The 15489-nt window shown below is 71.3% G+C and carries 13 protein-coding genes; 5 read left to right on the top strand and 8 right to left on the bottom strand.

Annotation, left to right across the window (positions count from 1 at the left end; all coding sequences use genetic code 11):
• The first annotated feature begins 18 nt into the window (after positions 1-18).
• Complete coding sequence (locus tag QMQ26_RS24130; RefSeq protein ID WP_282202654.1) at positions 19-1665, top strand: PucR family transcriptional regulator; 1647 nt, start codon at positions 19-21, stop codon at positions 1663-1665.
• A 24-nt stretch (positions 1666-1689) separates the two neighbouring features.
• Here QMQ26_RS24130 and QMQ26_RS24125 read toward each other — a convergent pair whose 3' ends face one another.
• The 5 genes from QMQ26_RS24125 to QMQ26_RS24105 form a co-directional block, all read right to left on the bottom strand.
• Positions 1690-2394 (bottom strand): hypothetical protein, encoded by a 705-nt coding sequence (locus tag QMQ26_RS24125; protein WP_282202653.1) that lies wholly within the window; start codon positions 2392-2394, stop codon positions 1690-1692.
• Positions 2391-3410, bottom strand: a complete 1020-nt coding sequence (locus QMQ26_RS24120; RefSeq protein ID WP_100836184.1) for a WXG100 family type VII secretion target — start codon at positions 3408-3410, stop codon at positions 2391-2393. Before QMQ26_RS24120 ends, QMQ26_RS24125 begins: the two co-directional genes overlap by 4 nt.
• Positions 3407-3721 (bottom strand): hypothetical protein, encoded by a 315-nt coding sequence (locus QMQ26_RS24115; protein ID WP_282202652.1) that lies wholly within the window; start codon positions 3719-3721, stop codon positions 3407-3409. Before QMQ26_RS24115 ends, QMQ26_RS24120 begins: the two co-directional genes overlap by 4 nt.
• A gap of 115 nt (positions 3722-3836) precedes the next feature.
• On the bottom strand, positions 3837-5195 hold the full coding sequence (locus QMQ26_RS24110) for an aspartate aminotransferase family protein (RefSeq protein ID WP_282202651.1): 1359 nt from the start codon (positions 5193-5195) through the stop codon (positions 3837-3839).
• 214 nt (positions 5196-5409) lie between these two features.
• Positions 5410-6855 (bottom strand): gamma-aminobutyraldehyde dehydrogenase, encoded by a 1446-nt coding sequence (locus QMQ26_RS24105; protein WP_100836187.1) that lies wholly within the window; start codon positions 6853-6855, stop codon positions 5410-5412.
• 266 nt (positions 6856-7121) lie between these two features.
• Between QMQ26_RS24105 and QMQ26_RS24100 the strand changes: the two genes are divergently transcribed.
• The 4 genes from QMQ26_RS24100 to QMQ26_RS24085 all read left to right on the top strand — a co-directional run bounded on the left by QMQ26_RS24100 (position 7122) and on the right by QMQ26_RS24085 (position 11127).
• Positions 7122-7595, top strand: coding sequence for an Lrp/AsnC family transcriptional regulator (locus tag QMQ26_RS24100; RefSeq protein WP_030458782.1), 474 nt, complete (start codon positions 7122-7124; stop codon positions 7593-7595).
• Positions 7592-8986 carry an aspartate aminotransferase family protein gene (locus QMQ26_RS24095; protein WP_014138338.1) on the top strand — a complete coding sequence of 465 codons (1395 nt, stop codon included), beginning with the start codon at positions 7592-7594 and terminating at the stop codon, positions 8984-8986. The genes QMQ26_RS24100 and QMQ26_RS24095 overlap by 4 nt, the downstream gene beginning before the upstream one ends.
• Before the next feature lie 274 nt (positions 8987-9260).
• Positions 9261-9977, top strand: a complete 717-nt coding sequence (locus QMQ26_RS24090) for an ABC transporter ATP-binding protein (RefSeq protein ID WP_100836188.1) — start codon at positions 9261-9263, stop codon at positions 9975-9977.
• Positions 9978-9987: 10 nt separating this feature from the next.
• Positions 9988-11127, top strand: coding sequence for a hypothetical protein (locus QMQ26_RS24085; RefSeq protein WP_282202650.1), 1140 nt, complete (start codon positions 9988-9990; stop codon positions 11125-11127).
• Positions 11128-11191: 64 nt separating this feature from the next.
• Here QMQ26_RS24085 and rlmN read toward each other — a convergent pair whose 3' ends face one another.
• The 3 genes from rlmN to QMQ26_RS24070 all read right to left on the bottom strand — a co-directional run bounded on the left by rlmN (position 11192) and on the right by QMQ26_RS24070 (position 15453).
• Entirely contained in the window at positions 11192-12292 is a 1101-nt protein-coding gene (gene rlmN, locus QMQ26_RS24080) for a 23S rRNA (adenine(2503)-C(2))-methyltransferase RlmN (protein WP_100836190.1), read from the bottom strand.
• 1036 nt (positions 12293-13328) lie between these two features.
• Positions 13329-14849 carry a peptide deformylase gene (locus QMQ26_RS24075; RefSeq protein ID WP_282202649.1) on the bottom strand — a complete coding sequence of 507 codons (1521 nt, stop codon included), beginning with the start codon at positions 14847-14849 and terminating at the stop codon, positions 13329-13331.
• A gap of 229 nt (positions 14850-15078) precedes the next feature.
• The gene (locus QMQ26_RS24070) at positions 15079-15453 is read right to left on the bottom strand and encodes a winged helix-turn-helix domain-containing protein (protein ID WP_282202648.1); all 375 of its coding nucleotides are present in this window, start codon (positions 15451-15453) and stop codon (positions 15079-15081) included.
• Positions 15454-15489: the final 36 nt, after the last annotated feature.

The raw sequence follows: 15489 nt of genomic DNA, 5'->3' as shown, positions 1-15489 counted from the left end.
CCCCCGGAGGTATCCGCGATGCTCCCCACCGTCGCCCGCGTGCTCGACCTCGACGTGATGCGGCGCGGGGTGCCCCAGGTGGTGGCCGGCGCGGCGGCGCTGGAGCGGCCGGTGCGCTGGGTGCACGTGAGCGAGCTGCCGGACGTGGCGGGGGTGCTGCGCGGCGGCGAGCTGGTGCTGTCGACCGGCATCGCGCTGCCGGAGGACCGGGAGGGGCTGGCCCGGTACGTGCGGGAGCTGGCCGAGGTCGGGGTGGCGGGGCTGGTGATCGAGTTCGGCCGGCGGTACTTCGACTCGCTGCCGCGGGCGCTGGTGGCGGCGGCGGAGCGGCACGGCCTGCCGCTGGTGGTGCTGCGCCGGGAGTTGAAGTTCGTCGCGGTGACCGAGGCGGTGCACGCGCTGGTGGTGAACGCGCAGCTGGAGCAGTTGCGGGTGTCCGAGGCGGTGCACCAGGTGTTCAACGAGCTGGCCACCGAGGGCGCGGAGCCCGCCGAGGTGGTGCGGCAGGTGGCCCGGATGGCGGGCGCGCCGGTGGTGCTGGAGAACCTGGCGCACCAGGTGCTGGCGCACGACCCGGCGGGGCGCGGCGAGGAGGAGCTGCTGGAGAACTGGGAGCACCGCTCGCGCGGCGTCCACCCGGCGGGCCGCACCGGCTACGACCCGCGCTCGGGCTGGCTGGTGACCACGGTCGGGGCGCGCGGCCAGGACTGGGGGCGGCTGGTGCTGGTGGACGAGCCGGTGCCGCTGCCGCCGGACGTGCCGCACCCGCACGCGATGCTGCTGGAGCGCGGTGCGGCGACGCTGGCGCTGAACCGGCTGGTGGTGCGCGACCGGGAGTCGCTGGAGCGGCAGACCCACCGCACCCTGCTGTCCGGCATCCTGACCCACGCGCTGACGGTCTCCGAGGTGGCGCTGCGCGCACAGGCGCTGGGCGTGCCGCTGGAGGGGCGCCGGCTGGTGGGCGTGGTGCTGCGGCAGCGGCAGGGTCCGCTGCCGGCGGCGCTGGAGGCGCAGGCCCGGCTGCGGGACTTCACCGAGCTGGCGGCGACCGCGATCCGCACCTCCCGGCTGTCGGCGCTGGTCGGCGCGCTGGACGACGAGGGGGTGGGCCTGCTGGTGGCGTTGGGCTCGCAGCAGGAGGAGCACGCCTCGCTGGAGGCGTTCGCGGCGGCGCTGCGCCGGCTGTCCGCGGAGGCGGGCCGGGACGGGGTGGCGGCCGAGCCGGTGATAGCGGTCGGCTCCTCGGTGGGTTCGGTCCGGGACGCCCGGCGCACCCTGCTGGAGGCCACCCAGGTCGCGGACGCGGCGCTGCACGACGCGCCGGGCGGCCGGGCGGCGTACTACCGGCTGCCGGACGTCCGGCTGCGCGGCCTGCTGCACCTGCTGCGCGATGACGAGCGCCTGCAGACGTACGTGGAGCGGGAGTTGGGCCCGCTGCTGGCGTACGACGCGGAGCACGGCGGCCAGTTGGTGCAGATGCTGCGGATCTACCTGGAGCAGGGCCGCAACAAGTCGGCGGCGGCCGACGCCGCGCACCTGTCCCGGCCGTCGTTCTACGACCGGCTGCACAAGGTGGAGCGGATTCTGGGCGTCGACCTGGACCAGGTGGAGTCCTGCCTGTCGCTGCACGTGGCGCTGCTGGCGCTGGACGCGGTGCGCCGCTGACGGCGGGTCAGCGGCGCGCCGCGGTCAGTCCGGCGGCCGGGGCGGCGGGACCTGGCCGCGGACCAGCAGTTCCAGGGCCTGCGCGTCGTGCCGGTCGCGGGCGTCGAGGGCGACCCGGGAGCCGTCCGCGAAGTACGCCTCGACCCGGTCGGACCAGGAGCCCATCCGCGGTTCGACCCGGGCGAGCTGCTGCCGGGGGATCTCGCCGTACGGGTGGTAGCCGTCGGAGAGGGCGCTGCCGAGCAGGATTCGGCGGTCGGTGAAGACCAGCACGACGCCGCGGTTCTCGTACCTCCGGTCGCCCGGGCCGCCGGTCAGCACCTGGACGGCGAACCGGCCGGCCTGGCTCTCCCAGCCGCCGGACAGGCCGCGGCCGCGGAAGATCCGCCGGAGGTTGCGGAAGAAGCCGCCGATGGCCTCCTCGACCGCGTCGACGACCGCGCCGACCAGGTCGAGCAGGACGCCCAGCGCCTGGAACAGGCCGTCCCGTTCCTTCCGGTGGCGGCGCGGGACGCGGCGGAGCAGGTCGCTGAGCTGGATGTCGAGCACGGCGTGCACTTGCTCGCCGGGTGCCAGGTGGGGCGCCACCAGCGGCAGGTGCGAGCCGCCGCCGAGCCGCCGCGGCTCGTACACCTGCGGCGCGGCCGGGTACGGGTGCGAGTGCGGGTACGGGCCCTGGCCGTACGGGGCCGCGCCGTACGGGCCCGCGCCCGGGGGGCCGCCGGTCATCCGAACGCCTCCGTCACGCGGTTGCCCGGCACCCGGTACGGCTCGGTGTCGGGCGGGCCGTCCAGCGCGCCGGCGACGGTGTCCAGGCCCTGGTCGCTGAGCAGGTTGTCGGTGAGGACGCCGGGGAAGTCGCCGGCGCCGGTGATCGCGCCCAGGCCGCCCTTGACGCCGCCCTTGACCGCGCCGAAGCCCTTGCCCAGGGCCTGCGCGGTGGCGAACTCGCCGAGGTTGGCCATCGAGGGGTTGCGGACCAGGTCGAGGCCGGACTTCCAGCGGTTGCCCCGGCCGCCGAGCTTGCGGACCGCCTTGGCGGCCTTGCGGGCCTTGTTGAACTTGCCCAGGGTGCGCGCCGTCTTCATCGCCTTGATGGCTTCGTGCAGCTCCTTGAGCGCCTTCTCCAGCTTGAGCGAGACCTGGCCCACCCGGGCGATGTAGATGGCGATCTCGCCCTCGACGATGAGCGCCTCGGCGGCGGTGGCCAGGCCCAGGGTGAGGATGTCGACCACCACGGAGGCGGCCAGGGTGATGATCAGGGTCTCGATGGCCTCGCGGATGATCTCGATGATCAGGTTCTCGGCGAGCTGGCACTCGGCGGCGGCCTGGCTGATGATCTGGGCGACCTGGGCCATGTCGGCGGCGGTGGCGTCGACCGCCTCGACGACGGTGGCCATGTGGCCGCCGAACGCGGTGGAGGCCGCGCCCTCCCAGCCGCCCTCGACCCGGGTGCCGGCCGCCCGCAGCTCCTCGGCGACCTCCTGCATCGCCTTCGCCTGGGTCTGCCACTCGTGCGAGGCGGCGGTCAGCGCCTGGAGGTCGCCGGTGACCTTCTCCAGCACGTCCATCAGCCCGGTGGCGTCCAGCGCCGCCTTGACGATGGAGTCGAGGCCCGCGTCGAGGCCCTCGCTGGCCGGGTTCTCGAAGCTGGGCAGCGGCGGTAGTTGCCCGGTGACCCGGTCGCGGGTCCACCGGTACGCGTCGACCGCGTCGCCGAACGAGCCGGGGGCCAGGGTGCTCACTGGCCGCCCCCGTACACCGCGGCGGTCTCGTGCTCGTTGCTCTCGTAGTTGTCCACCGCGAACCGGACGCCCTCGGCGGTGCCGTCGAGCAGGTCGAGCAGGTCGGCGAAGTTCTCCTGCTCCGCTTCGGCGTGCTCCTGGTAGGAGCCGTACAGCTCGCCCGAGCCCGGCAGTTTGCCGAAGGCTTCGGACGAGAGCTGGACGCCCGCCAGGGCCGAGCGGATCTGCGCGATCCGTTCGGCCTGGGCGTCCAGTACGGCCGCGTATCCGGTCAGTGCTTCGGGCTCGACCCGAAACCCCGTGTCCCCCATGACAGTTCCTTTGCTCTCAGGTCAGGCGAATCATCGTACTGATCCGATGAGCAAAGACATCCAGGGGCCCCGGGTGGTTTCCCCGGAGCCCCTGTGAAGTAGTCGTGAAGGATCGTCAGACCGTGTGCGCGTCGGTGAGGGTGAGCACCTCGTCCAGCACGGCGAGACCGGTCTTGGCCTCCTCCTCGCTGACGTTGCACGGCGGCACCACGTGGAAGCGGTTCATGTTGGTGAACGGCCACAGGCCGCGCTGCTTGCAGGCCGCCGCGAGCTGCGCCATCGGCGCGTTGTCGGCGCCGGCCGCGTTGTACGGCACCAGCGGCTCGCGGGTCTCCCGGTTCTTCACCAGGTCCAGCGCCCAGAACACGCCCAGGCCGCGCACCTCGCCGATCGAGGGGTGCCGCTCGGCCAGCTCGCGCAGGCCGGGGCCGAGCACGTGCTCGCCGATGTGCGCGGCGTGCTCCACGATGCCCTCCTCGGCCATCGTGTTGATCGTCGCCACCGCGGAGGCGCAGGCCAGCGGGTGGCCCGAGTAGGTCAGGCCGCCCGGGAACGCCCGCTGCGCGAAGGTCTCCGCGATCGCCCCGGAGATCGCCACGCCGCCCAGCGGCAGGTAGCCGGAGTTGACGCCCTTGGCGAAGGTCAGCAGGTCGGGGGTGATCCCCCAGTGGTCGGCGGCGAACCACGCGCCGGTGCGGCCGAAGCCGGCCATCACCTCGTCCAGGATGAACACGATCCCGTACCGGTCGCAGATCTCCCGCACGCCCGCCAGGTAGCCGGCCGGCGGCACCAGGATGCCCGCGGTGCCGACCACGGTCTCCAGGATGATCGCCGCGACGGTGCCCGGGCCCTCGAACGCGAGGGTCTGCTCCAGGTGCGCCAGCGCGCGCTCGCACTCCTGCGCCTCGTTCTCGGCGTGGAAGTTCGAGCGGTACGGGTACGGGCCCCAGAAGTGCACGATGCCCGAGACGCCGGCCTCGTTCGCCCAGCGGCGCGGGTCGCCGGTCAGGGCGATCGCGTTGGCGGTGGCGCCGTGGTACGAGCGGTAGGTGGAGAGCACCTTGTGCCGGCCGGTGTGCAGCCGGGCCATCCGGATCGCGTTCTCGTTCGCCTCGGCGCCGCCGTTGGTGAAGAAGATCTTGTCCAGGTCGCCGGGGGTCCGCTCGGCGATCAGCCGGGCGGCCTCGCTGCGCGACTCCTCGGCGAAGCCGGGGGCGATGGTGCACAACTGCGCGGCCTTCGCCTGGATCGCCGCGACCACCTTCGGGTGCTGGTGGCCGATGTTGGTGTTCACCAGCTGCGAGGAGAAGTCCAGGTAGCGGTTGCCGTCGTAGTCCCAGAAGTAGGAGCCCTCGGCACCGGCCACCGCGAGGGGGTCGATCAGCGCCTGGGCGGACCACGAGTGGAAGACGTGCGCGCGGTCGGCGGCCTTGACGGCCTGCCCGGCGACCGAGTCAGCGGTGGGAGTGCTCATGCGACCAGCGTAGGGAGCGCCCCCGGCCCGGGGCAGCTCCATCCTGTCACGCGAGTCGCGCGCCGCCCTGACAGGGTGAAAAGCCGGGGGCGCGGGGAGAGGTCCCCGCGCCCCCGCCGACAGGCCGGTCAGCAGGTCAGATCGCGGTCATGCTGCGCCCGATCGTCCTGACCCGCTAGATCGCGGTCATACTGCGCCCGATGGTCCTGACCCGCTAGATCGCGGTCATGACGTGCTTGATCCGGGTGTAGTCCTCGAACCCGTACGAGGACAGGTCCTTGCCGTAGCCGGACTTCTTGAACCCGCCGTGCGGCATCTCGGCGACCAGCGGGATGTGGGTGTTGATCCACACGCAGCCGAAGTCCAGCCGGCGGGACATCCGCATCGCGCGGGCGTGGTCCTTGGTCCACACCGAGGAGGCGAGCGCGTACTCGACGCCGTTGGCGTACTCGACGGCCTGCTCCTCGTCGGTGAACTTCTGCACGGTGATGACCGGGCCGAAGACCTCGTTCTGGATGATCTCGTCGTCCTGCTTCAGGCCGGAGACCACGGTCGCCGCCCAGAAGTAGCCCTTGTCGCCGACCCGGTGGCCGCCGGCCTCGACCTTGGCGTGCGCGGGCAGCCGCTCGATGAAGCCGGCCACCTGCTTCAGCTGGTTGGCGTTGTTGAGCGGGCCGTACAGCACGTCCTCGTCGTCCACGCCGCCGGTCTTGGTGTCGGCGGCGGCCTTGGCGAGCGCCTCGACGAAGGCGTCGTGGATCGACTCGTGCACCAGCACGCGGGTGGCGGCGGTGCAGTCCTGGCCGGCGTTGAAGTAGCCGGCCACCGAGATGCCCTCGACGGCCTCGGCGATGTCGGCGTCCTCGAAGACCACGACCGGGGCCTTGCCGCCGAGCTCCAGGTGGACCCGCTTGACGTCCTTCGCGGCGGACTCGGCGACCTGCATGCCGGCCCGGACCGAGCCGGTGATGGAGGCCATCGCCGGGGTGCGGTGCTCGACCATCAGGCGGCCGGTCTCCCGGTCGCCGCAGATCACGTTGAAGACGCCGGCCGGCAGCTCCAGGTCCTTCAGCACGCCGCCGATGATCTCGGCCAGCAGCACGGTGGAGGCCGGGGTGGTGTCGGAGGGCTTGAGCACCACGGCGTTGCCCGCGGCGATCGCCGGGGCGAACTTCCACACCGCCATCATCATCGGGTAGTTCCACGGCGCGACCTGCGCGCAGACGCCGACCGGCTCGCGGCGGACGATCGAGGTCAGGCCGTCCATGTACTCGCCCGCGGCCTTGCCCTCCAGCAGGCGGGCGGCGCCGGCGAAGAAGCGCAGCTGGTCGACCATCGGGCCGATCTCCTCGGAGAGGGTCAGCCCGCGCGGCTTGCCGGTGTTGCGCACCTCGGCGTCCACGATCTCGTCGGCCCGGGCCTCGACCGCGTCGGCCACCTTGAGCAGCAGCTTCTGCCGGAGCGCCGGGGTGGAGTCCCGCCAGACCGGGAACGCGGCCGCGGCGGCGGCCATCGCCGCGTCCACGTCGGCCGGGCCGGAGAGCGGGGAGGTCGCGTAGACCTCGCCCGTGGTCGGGTCGACGACGTCGAGCGTGCGGCCGTCCGCAGCGTCGACGAACTCGCCGTTGATGTAGTTGCGCAGCGTACGAAGCTCGCTCACGGTCTCTCCTCGGTCTGGGCCTGCGTCGTTGCAGCTCCGGGCGCCAGGTTACCCCTGGGCCCGGGGGGCCACGGCATGTCAGCGACAAGCCACGATCGGCGGTGTGCAGGGTCGCGCGTGTATGTGGCCAGGGTACCCATGCCACTGCCGGTATCGACAGAGGCTCTCATCAAGAGCCACGCTTTCCGCGTCCGATCTTCGAAAGGGCGACGAAATCAGCAGCACGGCCGCTTGCGATTCCGCCGCCCGTCAGGCACAGTGGCGGCGTGGCCAACCGTGACCGGAACGCCAGCGTTCCCCTCGACGCCGCCTCCAAGGCGATCATCGAGCAGCTCCAGGAGGACGGGCGCCGTCCGTACGCCGCCATCGGCAAGGCCGTGGGCCTGTCCGAGGCGGCCGTCCGGCAGCGCGTCCAGAAGCTGCTCGACCAGGGCGTGATGCAGATCGTCGCCGTGACCGACCCCCTCACCGTCGGATTCACCCGCCAGGCGATGGTGGGCATCCGGGTGGAGGGAGACATCGAACCGGTCGCCGACGCGCTGGCCGCCTTCGACGAGGTCGACTACGTGGTGTGCACCGCGGGTTCGTTCGACCTCCTCGCCGAGTTGGTGTGCGAGGACGACGAGCACCTTCTCGAACTGATCAACAAGCGCATCCGCGCGCTTCCCGGCGTGCGGAGCACCGAGAGCTTCGTTTACCTGAAACTCCGGAAACAGACCTACACCTGGGGCACCCGATGACAGCCGACCCGGCGCAGAAGGACCTTTCCAAGACCGCCTACGACCACCTGTGGATGCACTTCACCCGCATGTCGTCGTACGAGAACTCCCCCGTGCCGACGATCGTCAAGGGCGAGGGCACCTACGTCTGGGACGACAAGGGCCGCAAGTACCTCGACGGCCTGGCCGGCCTGTTCGTGGTGCAGGCGGGCCACGGCCGCGAGGAGCTCGCCGAGGCCGCCGCCAAGCAGGCCAAGGAGCTGGCCTTCTTCCCGGTGTGGAGCTACGCCCACCCGAAGGCCGTCGAGCTGGCCGAGCGCCTGGCCAACTACGCCCCCGGCGACCTGAACAAGGTGTTCTTCTCCACCGGTGGCGGCGAGGCCGTCGAGACCGCGTGGAAGCTGGCCAAGCAGTACTTCAAGCTGACCGGCAAGCCCACCAAGTACAAGGTCATCTCCCGGGCCGTCGCCTACCACGGCACCCCGCAGGGCGCGCTGTCCATCACCGGCCTGCCGGGCCTGAAGGCCCCGTTCGAGCCGCTGGTGCCGGGCACCCACAAGGCCCCGAACACCAACATCTACCGCGCCCCGGCCTTCCTGGCCGGCCCCGACGGCACGGTCGACCCGGAGGCCTACGGCCGCTGGGCCGCCGACGAGATCGAGCAGGCCATCCTCTTCGAGGGCCCCGAGACCGTCGCCGCCGTCTTCGTCGAGCCGGTGCAGAACGCCGGCGGCTGCTTCCCGCCGCCGCCCGGGTACTTCCAGCGCCTGCGCGAGATCTGCGACCGCCACGACGTGCTGCTGGTCTCGGACGAGGTCATCTGCGCCTTCGGCCGCCTCGGCACCATGTTCGGCGCCGACAAGTTCGGCTACGTGCCGGACATGATCACCTGCGCCAAGGGCATGACCTCGGGCTACTCCCCGATCGGCGCCACGATCATCTCGGACCGCATCGCCGAGCCGTTCTACAAGGGCGACAACACCTTCCTGCACGGCTACACCTTCGGCGGCCACCCGGTCTCCTCCGCGGTGGCGCTGGCCAACCTCGACATCTTCGAGCGCGAGGGCCTGAACCAGCACGTCCTCGACAACGAGTCGAAGTTCCTGGCCACCCTGAACAAGCTGCGCGACCTGCCGATCGTCGGCGACGTCCGCGGCAACGGGTACTTCTACGGCATCGAGCTCGTCAAGGACAAGGTCACCAAGGAGTCCTTCAACGACGACGAGGTCGAGCGCGTCCTGTACGGCTTCCTCTCCAAGGCGCTGTTCGACAACGGCCTGTACTGCCGGGCCGACGACCGCGGCGACCCGGTCGTCCAGCTGGCCCCGCCGCTGATCTCCGACCAGTCGACCTTCGACGAGATCGAGCAGATCCTGCGGACCAGCCTGTCCGACGCGTGGCAGAAGATCTGATCCTCCTCTCCCACCCTCCACCGAAGGGCGGCCCCGGCTCCTCACCGCCGGGACCGCCCTTCGGCGCGTCCGGGCCGTCGCGAGCGTCCGGACACCAGGGCGTCCGGGTGCCCGGACGTCCGGTCACCGGCCGCCGCCGGGGTGAATCTGCCGTCCGACACGCCGTGTTCGGGGTGATTCGTCCCGGATCGACCCCGTGCGGCGTGCCCGCGGCACCGTCCGATCGTTCTAATCTGACGACTGTCATATCCCCGTCGGCACCTGGATGGATCTCATGTCAGCGGCCCCGCCCGACAACGACGTGCTCTGGGCCCGAGGGATCGTCAAGTCCCACCACGGCACCCCCGCCCTGCGCGGCGTCTCGCTGGGCGTCCGCGAGGGCGAGATGCTCGCCGTCACCGGCCCGCGCGGCTCCGGCAAGTCCACCCTGCTCGGCTGCCTGTCCGCGCAGCTCCCGGTCGACGAGGGCGAGGTCTGGTTCCACAGCTCCCCCGTGCACACCCTGGGCCGGGCCGGACGCGAGAAGCTCCGCCGCGAGCGCTTCGGCTACGTCGGCCCCGAGCCGCACCTGGTCCCGGAACTGACGGCCCGTGAGAACGTCGCCCTCCCCTTGCTGCTGGCCGGCACCGGCCACCGCGCCGCCTACCGCGCCGCCGGCGAGTGGCTGGAGCGCCTCGACGTCGCCGACTGCGCCCGCCTGCGCCCGGCCGAGCTCCAGCAGGACCGGCGCCAGCGGATCGCCGTCGCCCGCGCCCTCGCCCCCCAGCCGCCGGTCGTCTTCGCCGACGACCCGACCGCGCCGCTGCACCGCGACGCCCGCGAACAGGTCATGCGGATACTGGCCAGCGCCGCCCGCTCGCACCGGCTGACCCTGGTCCTGGCCACCCACGACCCGGCGCTCGCCCGGTTCGCCGACCGCACCGTCCACCTGGTCGACGGCCGGCTCTCGACCGAACCCGCCGACGCGGCCACCGTCGCCGCCGGGAACTGAGGGGAGCGCCGTGTACTACCTCAGGCTCGCCCGCGGCTACCGCGCCCTCGACCTCGCCCGCTGGCTGCTCACCGCGACCGCCGCCGCCGTGGTCGCCGCCTTCCTGCTGCGCGCCCTCGGCCGGGCCCTCCACGGGACGGAGGGCAACCTCGAACGGCTGCTCTGGTGCCTGCCGCCGCTCGCCGCCGTCGCCTGGTTCGCGGCCGTCGCCGCCCGGGCCGTCCCCGCCCAGCACCCCGAGCGGATCACCGGCCTCACCGCCGCCGGGGCCGGCCCCACCCGCATCCGGCTGCTGGTCGCCGGGGAGATCGCGCTCGCCTGCGGGCTCGGCTCCGCGGTCACCCTGCTGCTGTTCCTGATCCTGCGCAACGACATCGCCGGGCCCTCGCTCGCCCCCGCCGTCGGCATGGGCGTCCCGCTGCCCGCCGCCGCGCCGGTCGTCCTGCTCGCGGTCCTCCCGCTGGTCGCCGGGGTCTCCGCGGCCGGCGCGATCCGCCTCCCCGACAGCCTCCCGGGCCGGCCGGCCGAACCCGCCCGCACCCGCCACACCCTGCTGCGGGTGCTGCTGCCCGCCCCCGTCCTGCTCGCCGGACTCGGCCTCGAACTGTACGGGCTGCGCCCCGACGCCACCGACGCCGAACGCACCCTCGCCCTCCCCGCCGGACTCCCCGCCACCAGCCCCGCGCTGCTCACCGGCTGGACGCTCACCGCGTTCGCCCTCGCGCTGTGGACCGGCCCGCTGCTCGCCCTGGCCGGCCGGCTGCTCGCCCTGCGCCGCCCCGCCCCGCTCCGGCTGCTCGCCGGCCGGACCCTCACCGCCCAGGCCCGCCGCCTCGGCACCCCGCTGGCCGTCCTCACCGCGGTCGTCGCGCTGGCGCTGGTCGCCTGGCGCAGCTGGGCCCGGGCCGGCACCGCCCTCCCCGGCCTCACCCTGGTCGAGGGCGCCCTCGTGCTCGCCTGCGCGGTCGCCGCCCTGGCCGCCCGCCTCCACGAACTGCGCGCCGACCGCGGCCCCACCCTCGACGCCCTCGACCGCCTCGGCACCCCGCCCGGCCTGCTCACCGGCACCGTCACCCTCCGCGCCCTCGCCGCGGGCACGGTCCTGCTGCTGACGGGCGGACTGACGGTGCTGCTCTGCCCGCTGCCGTGAGACGGACGGAGGGGCCCGCCGTTCCCGGCCGGGCCCCTCGGTCGCGTCAGCGCGCGCGGTCGCGTCAGCCCGCGGCGGCCAGCTGCCCGCAGGCCCCGTCGATCTCCTGGCCGCGGGTGTCGCGGACGGTGGTGGGCACGCCGTGCGCCTGGAGGCGGCGGACGAACTCCCGCTCGTCCTCGGGCCGGGAGGCCGTCCACTTCGAACCCGGGGTCGGGTTGAGCGGGATCAGGTTCACGTGCACCCGGCGGTTCTTGATCAGGCGGCCGAGCAGGTCCGCCCGCCACGCCTGGTCGTTGATGTCCTTGATCAGCGCGTACTCGATGGACACCCGCCGCCCGGACTTCTCCGCGTAGTTCCACGCGGCGTCCAGCACCTCGTCGACCTTCCAGCGGGTGTTGACCGGGACCAGCTCGTCGCGCAGCTCGTCGTCCGGCGCGTGCAGCGACAGCGCGAGGCGGCAGCTCAGGCCCTCGTCGGCGAAGCGGTGCATGGCCGGGACCAGGCCGACGGTGGAGACGGTGATGCCGCGCTGGGAGAGGCCGAAGCCGTCCGGGGACGGGTCGGTGAGGCGGCGGATCGCGGACAGGACGCGGTTGTAGTTGGCCAGCGGCTCGCCCATGCCCATGAACACCACGTTGGACAGCCGGGCCTCGCCCCCGGGGACCGCCCCGGTCCTGAGGTCGCGCATGCCGGCCGCGATCTGCTCGACGATCTCCCCGGTGGACAGGTTGCGGGTCAGCCCGGCCTGGCCGGTCGCGCAGAACGGGCAGTTCATGCCGCAGCCGGCCTGCGAGCTGATGCACATGGTGACGCGGTCGGGGTAGCGCATCAGCACCGACTCGACCAGCGTGCCGTCGAACAGCTTCCACAGCGTCTTGCGGGTCGCGTCGTCGTCGCAGGAGACGTGCCGCACCACGGACATGAGCTCGGGCAGCAGCGCCTCGGTCAGCTTCGTCCGGCTCGCCGCCGGGATGTCCGTCCAGGTCTCCGGGTCGGCGGACATCCGGCCGAAGTAGTGGTTCGACAACTGCTTCGCGCGGAACGGCTGTTCGCCCAGCTCGGCAACGGCCTCCTTGCGCTCGGCGGGGCTGAGGTCGGCGAGGTGTCGCGGGGGCTTGGCGCCGCGCGGCGCGACAAAGGTCAGTTCTCCGGGCTTAGGCATGGTTGTTCCAGTGTCGCAGATCTGGGGAGCTGTCCCTTGTCCCGCTTGGGGCGGAGAGCTCGCCCTCGGCCGTCATCTGTCATCATCGGTTGGCCTCGCACGGCCCATAGGCGGCCCAGAGACCGATCTTGCGGGCGCGCCCGGGACCGGACATGGCGAGGGGCGGGGCACATAAAGCGCCTCGCCCCTGCCTTAGTCGGGCTGACGGGATTCGAACCCGCGATCTCCCCTTAGTCATAGGGGTGCTCTATCCGCTGAGCTACAGCGAATACACGATACAGGAGGATTGCAAGATCTCGGGCCCTACCGGATCGTGTAGTGCGGGATCGAGCTCGTCCCCTGAGCGTGACCCCGAGCCGGGAAGACCTCGTTGTTCCGGATCGTGTAGTGCGGGATCGAGCTCGTCCCCTGAGCGTGACCCCGAGCCGGGAAGACCTCGTTGTTCCGGATCGTGTAGTGCGGGATCGAGCTCGTCCCCTGAGCATGGCCCCGAGCCGGGAAGACCTCGTTGTTCCGGATCGTGTAGTGCGGGATCGAGCTCGTCCCCTGAGCATGGCCCCGAGCCGGGAAGAGATTCATGGCGGCATCCTAGAGGCAGATACCCCCTAACGGACCCAAACTGCACGCGGGTGGTGGAGCGGTTTTGGCCGGTGTCCTGCCTGGTCTGGGGTCGAGCATGAGCGGGGGGCCGTAAGCTGTTGCGACTCGGTCAGGGCTTTTTGGGCCTGACCGCTATTTGGCCGAGTGGCCCCCCGTTCTTGCTCGACGCGGGGCCCAGTCCTGGCAGGTGGGTAAAACCGTGGAGCCGCCCGCCCCAGCCACGGCGGGGTTTGAGGCCTCTGCCCTCGCTCTCGGACTTGCCGCGTGCGCGGCCGGGGCGCCGCCGGAGCGGGGCGAAGACAGGAGCGTCGGCGAGCGGCCAGGGCCGCGCGCTGGCGCGCTGTGCGCGCCTTGATGAAGTAGCGAAACTCGTAACCAGCTTCCCCCCTCAACCTCTCCTCCCCGCCGTCGGGCTCGGTGTGGTGCTTCGCTTGGGCTACCGTGCCTCGTTCTTCGCGTCGTAGGTCCAGCCGCTGCCCGTGCCTCGGTATTCAGAGACGGGGATGGGCTCCACTCCCGGCCGCATGCGAGCGGTGTAGAGGGTGCCCTCCAGATGGTCGATCTCGTGGGCGACAAGACGGGCTACGGCGTTCTCGAAGATCGTGATCCGGCGCTGACCGTCAACATCCTGGTGCGCGACCGTGATGCTCCGGGGCCGGGGGACCATGCCACGCACGTCGAAGAAGCTCCAGCAACCTTCGTACTGCTCGTCGGCCTCGACGGACTCTTCGATCACCTTGGGATTGAGCAATGTGAGGGTCTCACCGTCAGCGGTGCGGACGATGGCTGCTGCCCGGTCGATTCCGAGCTGCGGAGCCGCGACACCCATGCCCTTGCTGAACACGTGAATACCCGCTGCGCGCTCCGCTGCGGCGTTCAGCTCCGCTACGACCCGCCGAACGTCTTCGGCTTCCGTCGGCAGATCGAAGGCTCGGGCTTGGCTGATCAGGATCGGATCTCCCGCCTGGACAACACCGATCGACCGCATCTTCTCGCTGGCGCTGGTGGTGGTCATGGCCGGGCTGTTCTCCTCGGTGTTCGGGCGGGCGCGGAACTTCCACTCCAGTCGATACCTGGCGTGGAGCGGCGGGTCCTCTGTGGTCCAGGAGAAGGTGCGCCGATCCTCGGCACTGTCCTGGTGGATCGCGGTTCGGAACGGGAAGGCAGCCGCGGTCATGGTGGTCTCGGTCCCCCAGACCGCCGGGTCGAGTTCGGCGGGGAAGTCGAGCCGGACGCTCAGCCGCTCGGTGGGGAGTCTGACTGCCCGCTGGAACCACGTTCCCCACTTCTCGTCACCGACGGTGTACGAGTACTCGATCCAGATGCTCTCCCCTGGGTAGAGCGGGTAGCGGCCGTAATCGTTCTCGAACAGCAGCCACAGCTCCTTGAAAGCGTCCCGGTCGTGCTGAACCCTCCAACCGACGGGTTCGTTGCCTACCTTCGCGCTGAGGTCGATCTCTTCCCACGTCAACGGATTCTCGCGGTAGAGACGGTTTGAGCGCTCCGGGTTCCCCGGGAAACGGTCGACAGAGATTCGGATCAGATACCGGGTGATCGGGTCCGAGCTGGCGTTGTAGAGCCACCGGCGCTGAGTCGCGCGGTAGCTCCGGCCGTCGTAGTACAGCTCCGCGTCGTCGTGCTTGACGATCAGACTTGTCGGTTGGCTGTCACCGGCCGAAGGCTCAAGCGCTACCGGATGAGGCACCGCCGATTCGAGTCGTCCCTGTGCTTCGGCCTCGGTGAACGCTCGACGGAGTGCGCCGCCGGCCTGGAGCACCCGGTCAGCCTGTTCGGCAAACGACGCCGACGGCCGCTGCTGGCCGCTCTCGACCTTCGAGACGTAGGACGGTGTGTAACCCACCAGCTTCGCCAAAGCGGACTGCGACTTACCCCGCACGTCCCGCCAGCGCTTCAACTCAGCGATGAACGGTTCGGTTGCTGGCGTCTCGCTCGGCATCGCATCCCCCTGCGATTGTGCCTGTGAGTGATCTGTGAGTGATCGACTCTCAGCCTGTGGTCACTGCTGCGGCTTGCGCTTTGCTCAGTGCATCCGAACGGAAGCTACCGGACTGAAAGGCGGTCAGTGGCCGTGACGCCGAATGAACTGAGCGAGATCACAAGTCGGCTCGACCGCCTCTCCGAGGACATTGCGAAGCTGACCCAGCTGGTCGTCTCAGCAGAGCGGGTCAGTGCTGAGCGTTCGTCACGTCCTCAAGATGGGCAACCCGTTCGGCCAGTCTGCGGACCGTCGACTCCAGCGTCTCAAGGTGGCGGATGATCGCCTGATACTCGGCGGACTGTTCACTGTCCTTCACCTGCCCGCCGGCCACGGGAGCACTGACGAAGTACCCGCGGTTCGGCACCGAGTAGATCAGCCCCTCATCAACGAGGAGCTGAAGAGCGCTGCCCGCCGTCACCGTAGTGACCTCGAACCGCTCAGCAAGCTCCCGCAGAGAGGCAAGTTTCTGCCCAACCGGGGGCTGACCTGCCGCAATGTCAGCTCGAAGAGCGTTAGCGATCTGCGCCTTCTTCGAGAGCGGCGCGTCGGCGGAAACGGACATGTTCCGAGAGTAGCGACTAGCACGGACTAATACACC

Source organism: Kitasatospora fiedleri, assembly GCF_948472415.1.
Classification (GTDB): Bacteria; Actinomycetota; Actinomycetes; order Streptomycetales; family Streptomycetaceae; genus Kitasatospora; species Kitasatospora fiedleri.
The sequence above is the reverse complement of the archived record's forward strand: the minus strand, read 5'-3'. Positions and strand labels throughout refer to the sequence as shown.